General features: G+C 37.4%; 14 protein-coding genes. 1 reads left to right on the top strand and 13 read right to left on the bottom strand.

Annotated features, from left to right (window positions below; genetic code table 11):
• Nucleotides 1-2: 2 nt before the first annotated feature.
• The 12 genes from BUB91_RS03855 to BUB91_RS03800 form a co-directional block, all read right to left on the bottom strand.
• Entirely contained in the window at nucleotides 3-770 is a 768-nt protein-coding gene (locus BUB91_RS03855) for a ParA family protein (RefSeq protein WP_073097715.1), read from the bottom strand.
• Nucleotides 771-1,075: 305 nt separating this feature from the next.
• Nucleotides 1,076-1,957 carry an SDR family oxidoreductase gene (locus tag BUB91_RS03850; protein WP_073097266.1) on the bottom strand — a complete coding sequence of 294 codons (882 nt, stop codon included), beginning with the start codon at nucleotides 1,955-1,957 and terminating at the stop codon, nucleotides 1,076-1,078.
• Between the two features lie 76 nt (nucleotides 1,958-2,033).
• Entirely contained in the window at nucleotides 2,034-4,265 is a 2,232-nt protein-coding gene (locus BUB91_RS03845; protein WP_073097264.1) for a TlpA family protein disulfide reductase, read from the bottom strand.
• 100 nt (nucleotides 4,266-4,365) lie between these two features.
• Complete coding sequence (scpA, locus tag BUB91_RS03840; protein ID WP_073097262.1) at nucleotides 4,366-6,495, bottom strand: methylmalonyl-CoA mutase; 2,130 nt, start codon at nucleotides 6,493-6,495, stop codon at nucleotides 4,366-4,368.
• Nucleotides 6,488-7,849, bottom strand: coding sequence for a methylmalonyl-CoA mutase subunit beta (locus BUB91_RS03835; RefSeq protein WP_073097260.1), 1,362 nt, complete (start codon nucleotides 7,847-7,849; stop codon nucleotides 6,488-6,490). Before BUB91_RS03835 ends, scpA begins: the two co-directional genes overlap by 8 nt.
• Nucleotides 7,842-8,177 (bottom strand): FtsB family cell division protein, encoded by a 336-nt coding sequence (locus BUB91_RS03830; RefSeq protein ID WP_262490524.1) that lies wholly within the window; start codon nucleotides 8,175-8,177, stop codon nucleotides 7,842-7,844. Before BUB91_RS03830 ends, BUB91_RS03835 begins: the two co-directional genes overlap by 8 nt.
• A 16-nt stretch (nucleotides 8,178-8,193) precedes the next feature.
• Nucleotides 8,194-8,802 carry a uridine kinase gene (gene udk, locus BUB91_RS03825; protein ID WP_073097256.1) on the bottom strand — a complete coding sequence of 203 codons (609 nt, stop codon included), beginning with the start codon at nucleotides 8,800-8,802 and terminating at the stop codon, nucleotides 8,194-8,196.
• A gap of 191 nt (nucleotides 8,803-8,993) precedes the next feature.
• Nucleotides 8,994-9,407 carry a DUF6691 family protein gene (locus BUB91_RS03820; protein WP_073097253.1) on the bottom strand — a complete coding sequence of 138 codons (414 nt, stop codon included), beginning with the start codon at nucleotides 9,405-9,407 and terminating at the stop codon, nucleotides 8,994-8,996.
• Nucleotides 9,407-9,964, bottom strand: coding sequence for a YeeE/YedE family protein (locus tag BUB91_RS03815; RefSeq protein ID WP_073097251.1), 558 nt, complete (start codon nucleotides 9,962-9,964; stop codon nucleotides 9,407-9,409). The genes BUB91_RS03820 and BUB91_RS03815 overlap by 1 nt, the downstream gene beginning before the upstream one ends.
• A 551-nt stretch (nucleotides 9,965-10,515) precedes the next feature.
• Entirely contained in the window at nucleotides 10,516-11,553 is a 1,038-nt protein-coding gene (gene cydB / locus BUB91_RS03810; RefSeq protein ID WP_073097249.1) for a cytochrome d ubiquinol oxidase subunit II, read from the bottom strand.
• A 10-nt stretch (nucleotides 11,554-11,563) separates the two neighbouring features.
• Nucleotides 11,564-12,952: a cytochrome ubiquinol oxidase subunit I gene (locus tag BUB91_RS03805; RefSeq protein WP_073097247.1), complete on the bottom strand. Its 1,389-nt coding sequence runs from the start codon at nucleotides 12,950-12,952 to the stop codon at nucleotides 11,564-11,566.
• A 167-nt stretch (nucleotides 12,953-13,119) separates the two neighbouring features.
• Nucleotides 13,120-14,001 carry a sterol desaturase family protein gene (locus BUB91_RS03800; protein WP_073097245.1) on the bottom strand — a complete coding sequence of 294 codons (882 nt, stop codon included), beginning with the start codon at nucleotides 13,999-14,001 and terminating at the stop codon, nucleotides 13,120-13,122.
• Nucleotides 14,002-14,185: 184 nt separating this feature from the next.
• On the opposite strand from BUB91_RS03800, the gene BUB91_RS03795 reads away from it, so the two are divergent.
• The gene (locus tag BUB91_RS03795) at nucleotides 14,186-15,139 is read left to right on the top strand and encodes a lipid A-modifier LpxR family protein (protein ID WP_073097243.1); all 954 of its coding nucleotides are present in this window, start codon (nucleotides 14,186-14,188) and stop codon (nucleotides 15,137-15,139) included.
• On the opposite strand, the gene BUB91_RS03790 is transcribed toward BUB91_RS03795, so the two are convergent.
• Nucleotides 15,140-16,855 (bottom strand): SulP family inorganic anion transporter, encoded by a 1,716-nt coding sequence (locus tag BUB91_RS03790; protein WP_073097241.1) that lies wholly within the window; start codon nucleotides 16,853-16,855, stop codon nucleotides 15,140-15,142.
• Nucleotides 16,856-17,065 lie beyond the last annotated feature (210 nt).

Below are 17,065 nucleotides of genomic sequence, written 5' to 3'. Positions count from 1 at the left end.
CGTTATGCGTCATTTTTTGTGATTATCTCCTGTGCTAAACTTAAGTAATTTGCTGCACCTTTACTGCCGGCATCGTAATTAATTATGCTTTCACCATAACTTGGGGCTTCGCTCAAGCGAACGTTACGCTGTATAATAGTTTCAAAAACCATCTCATTAAAATGCTTTTGAACTTCATCAACCACCTGATTAGAAAGGCGTAAACGAGAATCAAACATAGTCAGCAACAATCCTTCAATATCTAAAATCTGATTGTGAATCTTCTGTACACTTTTTATAGTATTCAAAAGTTTTCCCAAACCTTCTAATGCAAAATATTCACACTGTATCGGAATGATTACAGAATCTGAAGCTGTTAGCGCGTTAAGCGTTAATAAGCCCAGTGATGGTGCACAGTCTATAAGAATATAGTCGTAAGAATCTTTAAGATGGCGTATTGCTTTTGCCATCATATATTCACGTTGCTCCATATCTACGAGTTCAATCTCAATAGCAACCAAGTCAATGTGAGCAGGAATCAAATCCAGATTAGGAGAATCTGTTTTAATAATAGTTTCTTCAGCTTTGCTGGAGTGTTCTAATAATTGGTAAGTTCCCAGCTCTATGGTTTCTACATCAATCCCCAGACCCGATGTGGCGTTAGCCTGTGGGTCTGCATCAATCAGAAGTACTTTTTTCTCTAAAACGCCTAAAGAGGCAGCAAGGTTTACAGAGGTTGTCGTTTTACCAACTCCTCCTTTTTGATTAGCAATTGCAATTATTTTACCCATAGGAAATGTGAAAATTGAAGTGCGAAAATACAATATATAACCCGCAATAAAAATGCTTTTTGTTAACAGCTTTAGAATGTTCTATTAACTTTTACTGTGATATTCTAAAAGTTTGTGCTTAGTTATAAGAGATATTTTGATGCGAAATATTTTATATAACTATAATTATCGCTTTTTCAGTGAATTATTTTTACTTCTTAAAGTTTGAAGTAGTTAAGCCTAAGAAAAAAACATCAATTTTAAGAAATCACAGTTTTATAAATTTAGGTATCTATATTAGAATAACGTTTTGAAAAGATACACTCTTACTTATTTCGTTTAGCTTTTACCATAGCTTCCAACTGGTCCCATAATTCTTCAGGAATATCTTTAAGTAAATTGAATTGCCCAGCACCTTCTAACCATTCTCCACCATCAATAGTGACTACTTCACCATTCACATATGCAGAAAAGTCTGAAACCAAGTATGCAGCAAGATTTGCTAACTCCTGATGATCACCTACACGACGCAAGGGTACTTTTTTAGAAAGATCAAATTTTTCTGCTAAATCCCCAGGAAGTAATCGTTCCCAAGCGCCTTTAGTAGGGAAGGGACCCGGTGCAATGGCATTAGAGCGTATTCCGTATTTTGCCCATTCTACTGCCAGTGAACGCGTCATTGCCAATACTCCGGCTTTTGCCGTTGCACTGGGAACAACATATGCAGAACCCGTCCACGCATATGTGGTGACAATATTGAGAATGGTTTTATTTTTTTGGCTTTGATCTATCCAGTGTTTACCAAAAGCAAGCGTACAGTTTTTACTTCCCTTCAAAACAATATCAATAACCACATCAAAAGCATTTGCTGAAAGGCGCTCAGTAGGAGAGATGAAGTTGCCTGCGGCGTTATTTAGCAGAACATCAATACTGCCAAATTTCTCAATAACCGCATCTCTCATGGTCTCAACCTGCTCGTAATGGCGTACATCGCATTGAACGGCAAAACAGTTGCCTCCGGTTTCTTCCTCAAGTTCCTGAGCAGTATTTTTTAATTTATCAAGATCGCGCGAAGTTATGGCAACGTTAGCGCCCAGTTCGAGAAAGTATTTGGTCATAGATTTTCCCAGACCGCTTCCGCCTCCGGTTACTACAATGGTTTTTCCTTTTAGCGCATCATCGCATAGCATTTTATGGGTATAGTTCATTTTAGTGGTACTTAATTGCTTTTTTTAAATGTACAAGTTTTCACAATGATCGAATCTACTAATTATATTTTCTAAACTACTTATACTTCTTGAGGATTTTTGGTAGTTCAAAATCAAAGCTATGCATTGCAAAATCTGCATCTACCACATTGCCTGCTTTATCCAGAACGATATATTGAGGAATTCCATTAAAACTGAATAAATCTCTAAAGCGCTGATAGGTACTCTGATCTACTCGATACACGTGTTCCAGTTCTTGTTCTTTAATAAAATCCTCATATTTAGGAGATTTACTACTTTCATCTGTAATAAAAATAAACTCAAAATCAGGGTTGTCTTTATATTTTCTACGGGTTTCCTTCATTCTTTCAATAGTACCTATGCAGGGACCGCACCATGTTGCCCAAAAATCAATAAAGAGAATTTTACCTTTAAATGGGTCTGTGATGTTGCGGAAGGCCGTAGTGCCTTTCCCTTCAGGAAGTATAAGAGTATTTTCTTTAAAAGTTTCGGCTATAGGAATATCTCCATCTATAATCATTTCGTTATCGGATACTTGAGGATACGTCTGTTCATAAATCCGTTGTCCTTCAGCTTTTAAAAATGGGTTACCCATATTTTCTTTAAGGCTGGCCCAAACCAACTCTGAAGTTTCTTTTCCCCAAAAATCAAAGAAAAATTTAAGACTACGCACTTTAATAATGTCACTGGCTAGACCCTTTTCAACACCAAAGAAATGGATCAGCAAACTGTCTTTTTGCTTCCATTTATCCAATACCACTTGCGCTTTGTCCTTGGGCGGGGCTTCTACATATTTTTTAAAGTATGCTTGTGATTCTGTCTTATATTTTTCATTGAATTCTTTTGCCAACTTTATTCGCTCCAAAGAATCAAGCTTCGATTTTTTGTCATTTGGTTTTAAAAAATTTTTATACTTATCTTCTAAAACAATTCCTTCTTCTTCAAAATATTCTTCAAGTGTTATTTCCTGTTTCCGAGATTCTGGCCTTTTCACATTGCGTTCTACTTCCATTAATGGATCAGCATATTCAAGCCTGTTTATTAGGGTGCTATACTGATTTGTAGCTAAAGCAGCAGGTTCATTTACTGGTAATAAGGTCTGCATGCTCTCATAATAGGAATCGGGCACTTCGAGTTTAAGAATTGCATGGGTAGTATCTTTCTTTTTCAAATAATCCCTGCGATCTACGTAATTAAACATATCAGTACTGGCGATTAGCTTAATATGGGCTCGGTGAAAATCCTCCGCTTTTTTGGAGATGCTATTTTCAGATAAGAATGTGTTTAGTTTGGCTTCATTTTGAGTATATAGATTAAGGATTTTAGATTGAAAATCTAGAGGAGCAAGGGTGCCTACCCATTTTTGAAATTCTTCTCGGTAATCAGGGCGTAGGGGAGAAAATGCATTTAATTCCCGGTTCATTTTAGCTAGCGGCCCATGATATTCAATACTTTCAAATTCGTAGCGGCGGTCGCGATAACGGTCTGCAAGCAAAAACTCTTTCCAGTCTAAAATAAGACCCAGAGTAGTACCGGGTTCCAGATAAAAGGTAAAACCTTCGTCATTAATGACCAAATAGGTTTCTAAGGGTTGAACCAAAGGTATTTCGGTTTCAAATCGTCCATCAGGCGCAATTTCTACAACGGTGGGATATTCTTCCCTTGTGAGCTCGTTTCCGATATAAATCATTCCGGTATCAAAACTCAGTCTGGGGTCGTAGCCTTTAATATAACCCACAATACGCCCCATTTTTCGATGGAAAAAATTGTCAGAATCGAAACTTTCTAATGCAGGATCCGATTCAGAAACCTCTTCCTCAATCCAGTTCATCACATCTAACGGGGCTTCTTTTTTAGTTTCGGAAATGCTTTGAGTAAGTGAAACACCAAATACAGTACTTTCAGCATTTACATAATCAATCGTTTGAGTAGAAGCGGGGAGTGGTTCAAAAATGAGCTCGGTGAATTGTTCTCCGGAATCTGGTGTCCAGAGTTTTTCATCAAATTCGGCATCTATCACCTCTTTGATCATGTATTTTTTATCTGTAGCCGCATCCCGTAAATAGGTGTCTTTTGTAAAATTAATCCACCAACCAGGGATAAATTTAGAATGCATGGTGACGCGGGTTTCTTCAGGGGAGGTTTCTATACGTTGGATGTACGTAATTCCGCTGGTGGTTACTTCATAATCCGGATTATCAATAACCCTCACATTTTCCTGAGCATTACAAAAGTTGGAAACGAATAAAAAAACGAAGAAGGTTAAGCTGTAAATACTAATTTTCATGATTGATGAATTTGTTAAAAAAGAAAATTAGAAAATTTCTGCTTTATAGAATCTTAATTCACAGCATAATATATGTATTTATAACATTTAAAATAAAAATCTATTCAAACGTCTTCAACAAAATCTCTAAAATAGAAATCGCAGCCTCACTGATTTTTGACCCGGGACCAAAAACGGCAACTGCTCCGGCTTCAAATAAAAACTCATAATCCTTACGTGGCACGACACCACCTACAATCACCATTATATCTTCGCGGTCGAGTGCTTTTAATTCTTGAATAACTTGTGGTACCAGTGTTTTATGTCCCCCGGCAAGTGAAGAAATTCCCAGAATGTGTACATCATTTTCCACAGCTTGCTTAGCCACCTCTTTAGGCGTCTGAAACAACGGCCCAATATCTACATCAAAACCAACATCTGCATAACCCGTTGCCACAACTCTGGCACCGCGATCGTGACCGTCCTGACCCATTTTTGCTATCATAATACGTGGTCTGCGACCTTCTAGCTTTGCAAAAAGGTCTGCCAGTTCTTGCGCTTTTGCGAAAGTGGAATCTGTTTTTATCTCTTTACGGTACACGCCACTAAATGATTTAATTTGTGCTTTATGTCTACCAAAAGTTTTTTCCAAAGCGTCTGATATTTCGCCTAAAGTAGCTCGTTCTCGGGCAGCGGTTATAGCTAAAGTTAGCAAATTACTGCTTCCGCTTTTAGCACATTGCGTTAAATAATTTAAAGCATTTGTAACCTTTTCAGAACTTCGAGAGGATTTTAGTTTTTCGAGTCGCTGTAGTTGAGATGCGCGTACTGCATCATTATCAACCTCAAGTGTAGTAAGTTCATCTTCTTGTTCTAATTGATACTTATTAACGCCAATAATCAAATCTTTACCACTATCAATGCGGGCTTGTTTGCGAGCAGCAGCTTCTTCAATTCGAAGTTTTGGAATTCCTTTTTCAATGGCTTTGGTCATTCCGCCCAGCTCCTCAATCTCTTCAATATGTTTCCAAGCTTTCTCAGCAATTTCCTGAGTTAAGCTTTCCACATAAAAACTACCAGCCCACGGGTCAACTGTTCGTGTGATTTCGGTTTCTTTTTGTAAATAGAGTTGGGTGTTACGAGCAATGCGTGCTGAGAAATCTGTAGGCAAAGCAATTGCTTCGTCTAAAGCATTGGTGTGTAAACTTTGTGTTCCGCCAAAAACTGCTGCTGCAGCTTCAATAGTAGTGCGCGCAACATTGTTAAACGGATCTTGCTCGGTAAGAGACCAGCCGCTGGTTTGACAGTGTGTGCGAAGTGAAAGCGATTTTTGATTTTTAGGATTGAATTGCTTTACGATTTTTGCCCAAAGCATACGTGCGGCACGCATTTTTGCAATTTCCATAAAGTGATTCATCCCGATTCCCCAGAAAAAAGAAAGACGCGGAGCAAATTTATCTACATCCATCCCGGCCTTGATTCCGGTACGTAGATATTCTAAACCGTCTGCGAGGGTATATGCTAACTCAATATCACAAGTAGCACCGGCTTCTTGCATATGATACCCCGAAATTGAAATCGAATTGAACTTAGGCATTTGCTTAACCGTAAATTCAAAAATATCTGAAATGATACGCATAGAAGGACTTGGCGGATAGATGTAAGTATTCCTTACCATAAATTCCTTCAAAATATCATTTTGAATAGTGCCTTGCAGGTGTTCTAATTTTACGCCTTGTTCTTCTGCAGCGACAATATAAAATGCCATAATGGGCAACACAGCGCCATTCATTGTCATTGAGACGCTCATTTTATCTAACGGGATCTGATCAAACAAGACCTTCATATCTTCAACCGAATCTATAGCGACACCGGCTTTACCTACATCACCTTCTACGCGCTCGTGGTCGCTGTCATACCCGCGATGTGTGGCCAGATCAAATGCAACTGAAAGTCCTTTTTGACCTGCTTTTAGATTGCGTCTGTAAAAAGCATTGCTTTCTTCAGCGGTAGAAAAACCGGCATACTGTCTAATAGTCCAGGGTTTGCGCACATACATCGTGCTATATGGTCCACGTAAATAGGGAGGAATTCCGGCTGCAAAATCTAGATGTTCAAGATCAGCCAGATCAGCCTCAGAATATTTCTTTTTAATAAGTATTTCTTCTGCAGTACTCGTCACAGTAGTATCAATCGATTCTTTGCTAATCGATTTTTTAAGGCTAAGATGTTGCAGGTTTTTTCTACTCATCCTTCAGTAGTTTTTGTTCTAATGCTTCTGTTAATCGTTTTGGTATAATAGGTTCTATTAAAGTTTTACGTGGGTTTATTTTCAGAAATGGAAAAATCTCAAGTTCATTTTTCATTCTATCCTCAGTATTCTGATAGATATTGCTACCTATCACGTTCTTTTTTCCAGAATCAAAAGCTTCTTGTTCTTTAGCAGCAGATTCTTTGATTTTCTTCTGAATTTTTCCTTCTACAAGTTGGGTTATAAAACCACCACCGGCTTCGATTTCTTTAAAAAGACTGAGTGCTTTCTCTGAAAATTGCTGTGTTAATTCTTCAATATAATACGTCCCATCAGCGGGATTAGCCACCTGATCAAAATAACTTTCGTGTTTTAAAATAAGTAATTGATTACGCGCGATTCGCTGGCCAAATTCATTTGTTTTGTGATAAATCGCATCATAAGCCAGATTGCAAATACTATCGGCACCGCCCAGTATGGCGCTCATTGCTTCAGTAGTGGTGCGCAAGAGATTGGTATTGTAGTCGTAAAGTGTTTTATTTCGCAAAGCGGAAACAGCAAGAATGTGGCAGTTTGAGGATAAGTCATAGGCCTCTGCAAGCGTAGCAAATAGTAACCGAAGTGCTCTAAGCTTTGCAATTTCAAAGAAAAAATTAGAACCCACCGCCACTTTAAAACTGATCTTCTGAGTTTTTAAATAGTCACCAAAGTAATTGAAATATTCATTGACGTGTGCTAATGCGTAAGCTAATTGCTGAATTGTATTGGCACCGGCATTGTGGTAGCCTGTTAAATCAATACCTATAACGTTATCGTTTTCCGCGTCTAAAAAAACTGTTTCCAAGGTTTGAAAATCAGTTTTTTGGTTAGTAAACCAGTTTCCTGATCGTGCCAGATTTTCTACGATATCTGTATTGAAAAAGGCTGTATGATTTTTGGTTTTTAATTTTTGGCCCAATTCGATTAAAAAATCAGCATCCAGAAAACTAAAATTGAAATAGATTAGCAACTCTTCCTGTGGGAGATTATTAACCAATTCGTCTACATTAAACTTTTTATCAGCTTTAAAAAGAAGCGATTCCGCACCTTTAGATAATGCGATTGCTGCGGTATCAGCAGAAACTTTAGAATCTAGAATAAAAATCTCTTCAACAATATTCCAGCTTATGGGTTGATCAGCGATAGAGAATGGAGTAGTGTCTTCGCTGTGGTAAAAGGGTTTTATATGTATTCCTTCAGGAGCATTCCAGAGCAGCGTTTTATTATAGTCTAAGCCTTCAAGATCGTATTGTATCTTTTGCTTAAAAGCTTTAGCTGAAACTGGTTGAAATTCAGAAAATAAATGTTTACCCATCTTTATCTGTTTTTATGCTGTCTTCAAATTCTATGATAAAAATTTCTTCGTTCTCTTTTTTCATCAAATACTCTTCACGCGCAAAACGCTCCAGTTCTTCAGAATCTTTAAGCTTATTGATCTGGTTTCGATCAGATTTAATTTCTTCTTTAAAATACGCACGATTTCCTTCTAGTTTATCAATCTCATCGTTAAGTTCTTTATGTATAAACCACGAGTTGGTATCAAAAAAGACCATCCAAACCGTGAAGATCACCAAAATAAGCACGTATTTATTTCCCAAAATACGGAACCACTTTTTCTGACGGAGTTTTTTTAATACAGACACAAGAAAGGTGTTAAGGTTAAACCAAACGTTGATTTATAATACTGCGAACGATATCTATGGCGACGTTGTTGTATCGGTTATAAGGTATGATAATATCTGCATATTCTTTAGTAGGCTCTATAAACTGTTGATGCATGGGCTTCAACGTGGTCTGGTATCGCGTCAAAACTTCTTCCAAATCCCGGCCGCGTTCTGCTATATCACGTTTTAAACGACGTATAAGTCGCTCATCTGAATCTGCGTGAACAAAGATTTTGATGTCAAACAACTCCCTGATTTCAGGATGTGTGAGAATCAAAATACCTTCTACGATCACTACCTTTCGTGGATGCGTAATTACTTTATCACTGGTGCGGTTGTGTTTTACAAAAGAATATACAGGTTGTTCTATTGTTTTCCCGTTTCTTAATTGTTCGAGATGCTTGCACAGCAATTCAAAATCTATAGATTTAGGATGGTCAAAATTAATTTTAACCCGCTCATCATAACTAAGGTGTGACGTATCGCGGTAGTAAGAATCCTGCGAGATAACAGTCACTTCACCTTCGGGTAATTCTTGCACAATTTGATTAACAACGGTTGTTTTGCCGCTACCAGTACCACCAGCAATTCCTATAATTAGCATAAGCTCACTTTTCGGCAAAAATAGGAAACTTAAGCGATAAACACGGTTAAAAGCGATCAGCCTTATTTTGAAATAAAGATTTAGAAGTTTAATCTAGTGTTTAAAAAGAGGTCCTTTCTTAAGAATTAGAAAGTCATCTACTATTCTTGTGAAAAGCCTCTTTATAGATATCGAAATACTAAAGAATTTTGCTAGTGCGGAAGTTTATGTTTGAGCAATCCGTAAACGAAAGTGCCTACCAATGCACCAAAAATCACAACAAGTATCGAAACATAACCTGCACCGGAAAGTACATACATTGGTCCGGGGCAGGCACCTGCCAACGCCCAACCTAAGCCAAAAAGTACTCCGCCAATAGCATAGCGAGCAATACCTTTATTCTTTGGTTTTAAATGCATATCCTGACCGTCAACAGCCTTGATATTGAATCGTTTTATAATCTGTACACCAATAATACCAAGTGCCAGAGCAGAGCCTATAATACCATACATATGGAAAGCTCCAAACTCAAACATTTCAAAAATTCGAAACCACGAAGCGGCTTCAGATTTATACATGAGGATACCGAAGAAAATGCCTATAACTAAATAAACGAGAGTTTTCATTACGCGAAAATTAAAGGGAAAATAAGATGAATCATCAGCAGTCCACCGGTAAAAAAGCCAATTACAGCAATAAGTGAAGGTAACTGAAGGTTGCTCAAACCTGATATGGCGTGACCTGAAGTACAACCACCTGCGTAACGCGCTCCAAAACCTACCAGAAATCCACCGATTAAAAGAATTGCAAGATTCTTAGAATTGGATAGTGCTTCTAAACTAAAAAGTTCCGCAGGTAAATAAGCCTTTCCGGCGCTGTTGATTCCATAAGAATTTAGTTTTTTAACTACATCTGATGCGATTTCAACTGTATTGTTAGAGAGGTATTGCGAGGCGATAAATCCGCCAACTAGGGCACCTATCATCACGGTGAGATTCCAACGTTCTTTTTTCCAATTGAATTTAAAAAAGTCTGCAGCTTTGCCTGCACCAGATACAGAGCACAAGGTTCTCAAGTTAGAAGACATTCCGAATTGTTTACCTGCATAAAGCAGGATAAACATTGTAAACGCAATTAATGGGCCGGCAACATACCAAGGCCAAGGATCGTAAATCCAATTCATAACTAGGAATTTAGGGTTTGCTTATTGATTAATTTTTAGGTCGTACAAAGAACCGTAAACTTGTAGTAACTTTACGTAACACGTGTTACATAATTAAAAGAAGAGTGATTTAGCTTTTGGAAGGACTCGTTTTTTAGAGAGAAAACAATAAATGATTCGCTTAAAAGAGTCCGCTTTTGTTAGGGGAATCTTTTTCAATGATTTGTGTCAAATCTCATAATTCAACAATTTTTGAGTTCTGAATATTTGAAAAGATGCACTACTGTTATTTGCATAGATTGTTTAGTAACTAAAGAATGTGTAATCACTTATCTACCTTACTAAAACAGGATTTGATTTCTATGGCAATATTTTTTTCGTGATCTTCCTATATCGCATTCAAAAATGCTTGCCGAGCCCATTCAAAATACTGATTATGATGAATAAAATCTACTGAAATATACTTTTCAAATCCTTCCTCAATACTCCCTAAGCAGGCTTTCTTAAAAAGTATTGTGCTGTTTTTTTATTGAATTTCATTAGAGACTGTTTTAATTTGTTGCAAACCTAAACTAATAACTATGATCATCCAGTTTAACTTTTCCTCTAAAGGTTCGATAGACAAAAAAGGTGTAGCCCAGTACTAATGGTCCACCAATAGCGACAAAGAGAAGCATAATTCCCAACGAGCGTTCTGAGGAAGCCGCTTCGTAAACATCAAGACTATATTTAGGATCTACAGTTGAGAATAACAGATTAGGATATAATTCAACAGCAACAAGGACCAAAAGCAGGCTGATGGTCAAAGAGGAAAAGAAAAATGCCAGTTTATAGTTCTTTTTATTCGCCAGTCGGGGTACATTAGCTATAGCCATAAATGTTAGAACCGGTACTGCAAAAAGCACCGGATTACTTTTAAAATCATCAGATAAATGCGGAATATAAAGCAGTGTGTATAGTGTAGTAATAGCAAAGCTCACCATAAAAAAGATCATTCCTTTTTTGAGTAAAAAAGTGAGTTTAGCAAAAAGACGTCCTTCGGTTTTAAGGAGCAAATAAATAGCTCCGTGTGCCATAAACAGAGCCAGTGTAGTTATACCGGTCATTATTGCATACGGATTTAAAAATTCAAAAAAGCCGGCTCCTTGGTATTGAAAATTTTCACCAATAGCGATGCCTTGCAAAACATTACCAAGAACCACACCCAGCAGAAAAGCAAGCATTATGCTCGAAATGCTATAACAAATATCCCAGAGTTTGCGCCACCATAACATTTTTTCTTTTCCGCGGAATTCTATAGCAATTGCTCTAAAAATGATAAAGATTAAAAAGAGCATAAACGGAATATACATCGAAGAAAATAATGTTGCATACATAATAGGGAAGCCGGCAAAAAGAGCGCCGCCGCCAATAACTAACCAAACTTCGTTACCATCCCAAACTGGTCCTACGGCGTTAAGCGCAATACGTCTGCTAAGTTCTTTTCTAAAGAATAAATGCCAGGCTCCGGCACCAAAGTCAAAACCATCTAAAATGGCGTAGCCCGAAAACAAACCACCTATTACTAAAAACCACCAAGTGGGATAATCTATACCTAAAACTGTTTCCATAATTTGTGTATTAGCCGGTAACAACCTCTGAAATTTCTTTGGTTAAGGGACGGTCATCATTTCCGTCATCGTCTGCAGCTTCCTCATACGGGCCGTGTTTTATTTTCTTATTCAGTAGGTAAACGAAAAGTATAAACAATAAGGTGTAAACAGCCATAAATAAGATCAACGAAAACAGAATCTGATTAGCAGAAACCGCCTGAGAGAATGCCTCGTCTGTGCGTAAGAGTCCATATACAACCCAAGGCTGCCTGCCCATTTCAGCAGCAAACCAACCTACTTGATTAGCGATTTGTGGTAATAATGCTGTGAAAACAAATACCCAAAGTAACCATTTTTTATCAAATAGTTTTTTCTTGAAAAGCAAATAGGAACCCATTAAGGTTATAGCTATTAAAAACATACCTATCGCAATCATAATGTGATAAAACTGAAAGACCGCATTAAGCTGTGAAGGGCGCTCATCTTCTGGAAAGGCATTCAAACCAGTAACCGGAGTTTCAAAATTTTGATCTAACATAAATGAGAGTCCTCCGGGAATAGCGAGACCCGTAACTTCTTGCTTTTCTTTATCTACCCAGCCAAAAAGATATAGATCTGCAGCAGCTTCTTTTTCAAAATGTCCTTCTAATGCAGCTAGTTTTGCCGGTTGATTTTCAGCAACGCCGTCTGCAGAAGCATGACCGGCAACAAGTTGAGCCAATGAAGCAAGCGTTGCAACAACAAGCGTAATCTTAAAAGCCTTTTTAGAAATTGCCACATAACGCCCTTTTAAAATATAATAAGCGTGAACACTAAGAATTAAGAAAGTACCTGCTAAGAAAGCTCCTAACCAAACGTGCGAAATACGTTCAACGCTAGAAGGGTTGAAAACCATAGCCCAAAAATCTGTGATTTCTGCTCGAGCCATAAGACCTTCGCCTACGATGTGATAGCCGGCCGGGGTTTGCTGCCAACTGTTAGCAACCACAATCCATATTGCAGAAAACATAGAACCCAGAAAAACACCAATTGTAGAAACGAGATGTACCCACGGCTTTACGCGATTCCATCCAAATAATAAGACTCCTAAAAACCCACTTTCCAGCGCAAAAGCAAAAATACCTTCAGCAGCAAGTGCGCTTCCAAAAACGTCACCCACATAGCGCGAATAAGTGGCCCAGTTGGTACCAAATTCAAATTCCATAACAATACCAGTAACCACACCAATACCAAAAGTAAGCGCGAATATTTTAGTCCAGAATTTAGCGAGTATGTGATAATCTTCTTTTTTAGTCTTTATGTATAGACTTTCAAAAACAACCATCAAAAGGCCGATGCCGATGCTTAAAGGAGGGTAGATATAATGAAATGCAATGGTAAAGGCAAACTGTATTCGGGCAAGTAGTTCTACATCCATTTTGTATGGGATTTATAACTATAAAAATACAATCCAAATCGGTGTTAAGCCCTTTATTCAAAAGGAAAGTTTGTTAAATGTCTTTCATTTTAAAATGAAAATTGAAGGTTAAGTATTTTAATATAAAATGGCTTACAATAAAATTTAGTTTTCTGAAATATCTTAAATTACTTCTTAGAATGCCCTTTAAAAGGATACGTGATTTGTCCGGTAAAATCTTCAGGAAAGCTTTCGTCACCATCAAAACCTATTTCTATGTTTTTTCCGCTCTGCGGAATATAAGCAGTACCAAAAAGATAATCCCAGATGCTCAGGCTCAAACCAAAATTCATCCCGTATTTATGTTCTGGTGGTAATTCTTTGGCATGATGCCAAATATGCATACGCGGATTGTTGAATAGATAACCGAAGGGGCCGTAACTCCAATCAAGATTAGCATGATTTAAATGTCCTATAAGTACCGAAAACATATGGACAACAAAAAATTGCTCGATACCAAAACCTATCATTGCAAGCGGAATGTATTGTGCGCTTTTATAAACCAAAGTTTCTACAAAATGAAACCGGAACTGCGCCGCAAATCCCATTTGCTTTACGCTGTGGTGCACTTGGTGAAATTTCCACAACCAGGGAATTCTGTGTAGCATGCGGTGCACATTCCACTGTATAAAGTCGGCTATTATAAACATAACCAGTAACTGTGCCCAAACCGGGAAATTCTGAATCTCAAGAGCCACAAGATTACTGATTCCAAAGAGTCTGAGAAAGTCATTAAAAAGTTCAACTCCCAAATTAGACAATGCGTTGTAACCAATGAGTGAAAACAAGAAGAAATTAAAAATCATATAAAAAGCATCTAACCAGAAGCCTTTTCTAAAAATGGGCTGTTTCTGTCGCCACGGGATTACGATCTCAAAAATAAAAACCAACAACGACAAACCTAAGAGCCAATAGAAGTAGTTGGTCCATCCCGGATTTCGAATCTCATCAACCAGATAATTAAAATATCCGGAAAACGAATCTTGTATAATTTTTAAATATTTATCCACGTTGAATAGGTCGATTTTCTTTGTATAAAATTACGAATTGTATGCATCGGTTTGTTGCTAAACGCAATAAGTAAATCAAGCAAATAGATGATATTGCTCAAGATTTCAATTTTTAAAAAGAAGATAAATGTATATTTCTAAAATTGCTTTTGTGCAATTTTCTAAAACAACTTAGCTTGCAGTAATGAAAAAGCAGACTTTTCTAGTCTTTTTATTTTTAAGCTTTTGCTTCTTGAAACTACAAGCGCAAGCCGAGCCTACTTACCGTTATGAGATGGTTTTAGGTCACGATAACGACTTTACCATTTTCGGGACACGTACAGACTGGCATTATACTTATGGGATTCACTTAGCAATGGGATGGAGACCCCAATCTGAAAATTTTATTTCTAAACTCTTTTCAGAAAAAGAAGCTTTAAGTCACAGTATAGGTGCGCACATACAAGCCTACACACCAGATTATGCACGTACGTATCAGATTGTAAAAACCAGACAGCCCTATGCCGGTTGGGGGTATTTAGATTTTGCAACCAACTATGGTTTTAAACGTTCTTTTCTTCAGTTGAAAATAGACTTGGGAATTCTGGGGCCGGCAGTGCAGGCGGGAGAAATACAGAATTTTATTCACGAATATTTCTCAAAAGATAATTTTGTAGATCAGTGGGATCAGCAAATTCCAAATCAATTCGGATTCAATTTAAGAGCCAATTATGCTTGTGATATTTTTACTGAAAAATGGCTAAATGTCTACGGAATGGCCCGTGCTTCAGCGGGAACTATTTTCACCTTTATAGAACCGGGCATATATTTTAGGTTTGGTAAATTTGAAGCCATATCAAAATCCGTAGCACGTCAGCAAAGCCTTTTAGGTAACGGAGCCACAGAGATTTTTATGGAAGCCGGTTTTAATATGAATTTTTCAGCATTTAATGCTACCATAGAAAATGCGAATGCGTACGGCGAAAAAGTAGTGCCGCGTGATTTAGTAAATCCCAGTATTCTCAACAGTCATGTCGGAGTATTTTTTGCAAAAAAGCACTTTACAATTGGTTTAAAATGGAATTATACCGAAGGTGAAATAGAAGGTAACAAACCGCATCGGTTTGCTATATTAGCCGGTACATATAAATTTAATTAATTAATATTTCTGGCGAGAAACGCGATCTTCAATTTCTGTTCTGGGATGCACACCTTCTACATATTCTACGGCTTCCACAACACGAACAAATAAATTCTCTGCCCCCAGAAGATCTACAACGCCGGTTTTAAACAAAATATCCCGTGTAGGGCCGGTTGCAGCAGCAATCATAAGGGTTAATTCTCGTTGGCGTAATTCTAAAATGAGGAATTTTAAGATATAAATGGCACTGCTGTCTATATAATTTATGGCTTCAGCATTGATGATTATAGTTTTGAGATCATAGCCTTTAGCTTTTATGTGGCGTTTAAGCTGTTTGTAGAAATAATCTTTATTTCCGAAGAATAATTGCGCATCAAAACGAACAACAAGGATGTCTTTTCGGTCTATGATATCTGTTGAAAATCGGTTTATATTTTTAAAATAAGTAGTTCCTTTTATTTGACCCAAAACAGCCATATGGGGTTTTGAAGTTCGATAAACCATCAATAATAAGGAGAATAAAACGCCAAGAATAATTCCTTCTTGAATACCTACAAGCAGCGTGATGAAAAACGTAGCCATCAGTAATACAAATTCGTCCTTTTGGTTTTTGCAAAGTTCTTTGGGATATTTTAAATCAATTAAACTTCGTATCGCAAGCATAATAATCGAAGCCAGAATCGCATTAGGTAAATAGTAAAAAACCGGAGTTAAAAAAAGTAACGTTAATGCTACTAAAGAAGCACTTATAAAAGCTGCAACTCCCGTTTTTGCACCAGCTTGAAAATTAACCGCTGTTCGGCTAAAACCGGCTGTTGTTGGATAGCATTGAAAAAATGAACCTAATATATTCCCAGTTCCCAGTGCGATAAGTTCTTGATTGGCATTGATAGTATTAGATTTCAATTTTTCTTCTAAAGCTTTTCCTATTGAAACAACTTCCATAAAAGCGATTAGGGACATTGCGAGTGCAAGGGTGAAAATATCACCAAGACTTGTCCATGGAATATTTGGTATTCTAAAATCAGGAAGACCTTCTGGTATTTTGCCAACTAATTTTAAATCATAGTCTGTTATTGGTGTAAAATAGGCCAATGCAATACCTAGAATAACCACAACAATTGCAGCTGGTATCTGACTGTGAATGCGTTTAACGAGTAGCATAATAAGGATACCACTTATTCCTACAGCAACAGCCACAGGATTGATTAAATCAAGTTGATCAAGCGTTTGCTGAATGATTTGTAAGGTCCTGTTACTCGTTACGCTAATGCCCAATAAATGTTTTAACTGAGTAATTCCTATAATCAGGGCGGCGGCAGAGGTGAAGCCGCTAATCACAGGTTTTGATAAAAAATTGACCAAAAAGCCCATTTTTAAAAAACCCAGCAAAACCTGAATAACTCCAATGAATAAGGCTAGAAATATAGCCATGGAGATGTATTCGTTTATTCCTGTTAAAGAAAGCGCTCCCAGACCACTTGCAATTAATAAAGAGTCCATTGCAACTGGACCAATTGCCAGTTGGCGAGAGGTACCCATTATAGCATAAATAACTTGTGGAATAAGCGCAGCATAAAGTCCGAAAACTGGCGGAAGACCAGCAATCATCGCATACGCCATCCCTTGTGGAATCAACATAATCCCAACGGTTATTCCGGCAGAAATATCACCTGATAAATAACTTTTTTTATAGTTGGGCAACCAACTTAAAATGGGGAAATACCGTTTCAATAGCTTTTGTTTTGCGGTCAAATATACAGCCTTGATTCAAAATCGAGGGTAACTCAAGTTACTTTAGGCAGTTTTTAAAAATACAATAATTATCAAACCACTTATTTTAAATATTTACCTCAATTTCTATTTTATTAAGCTTAAATGCCTTACAAACTCAACTCAAAGTCCGTGAACTCTTGGAGCCTAAAATTGTATATTTACGGCTTT

Origin of the sequence: Leeuwenhoekiella marinoflava DSM 3653, assembly GCF_900129005.1 — a bacterium.
In the GTDB taxonomy this organism is placed as follows: domain Bacteria; phylum Bacteroidota; class Bacteroidia; order Flavobacteriales; family Flavobacteriaceae; genus Leeuwenhoekiella; species Leeuwenhoekiella marinoflava.
The sequence above is the reverse complement of the archived record's forward strand: the minus strand, read 5'-3'. Positions and strand labels throughout refer to the sequence as shown.

Bases quoted from the DNA above. Each gene is read 5' to 3' on its own strand.
- BUB91_RS03805 (WP_073097247.1), bottom strand. From the start codon at position 12,952: ATGGATGTAGAACTACTTGCCCGAATACAGTTTGCCTTTACCATTGCA.
- BUB91_RS03850 (WP_073097266.1), bottom strand. From the start codon at position 1,957: ATGAACTATACCCATAAAATGCTATGCGATGATGCGCTAAAAGGAAAA.
- cydB (WP_073097249.1), bottom strand. From the start codon at position 11,553: ATGGAAACAGTTTTAGGTATAGATTATCCCACTTGGTGGTTTTTAGTA.
- BUB91_RS03820 (WP_073097253.1), bottom strand. From the start codon at position 9,407: ATGAAAACTCTCGTTTATTTAGTTATAGGCATTTTCTTCGGTATCCTC.
- scpA (WP_073097262.1), bottom strand. From the start codon at position 6,495: ATGAGTAGAAAAAACCTGCAACATCTTAGCCTTAAAAAATCGATTAGC.
- udk (WP_073097256.1), bottom strand. From the start codon at position 8,802: ATGCTAATTATAGGAATTGCTGGTGGTACTGGTAGCGGCAAAACAACC.
- BUB91_RS03855 (WP_073097715.1), bottom strand. From the start codon at position 770: ATGGGTAAAATAATTGCAATTGCTAATCAAAAAGGAGGAGTTGGTAAA.
- BUB91_RS03815 (WP_073097251.1), bottom strand. From the start codon at position 9,964: ATGAATTGGATTTACGATCCTTGGCCTTGGTATGTTGCCGGCCCATTA.
- BUB91_RS03845 (WP_073097264.1), bottom strand. From the start codon at position 4,265: ATGAAAATTAGTATTTACAGCTTAACCTTCTTCGTTTTTTTATTCGTT.
- BUB91_RS03835 (WP_073097260.1), bottom strand. From the start codon at position 7,849: ATGGGTAAACATTTATTTTCTGAATTTCAACCAGTTTCAGCTAAAGCT.
- BUB91_RS03795 (WP_073097243.1), top strand. From the start codon at position 14,186: ATGAAAAAGCAGACTTTTCTAGTCTTTTTATTTTTAAGCTTTTGCTTC.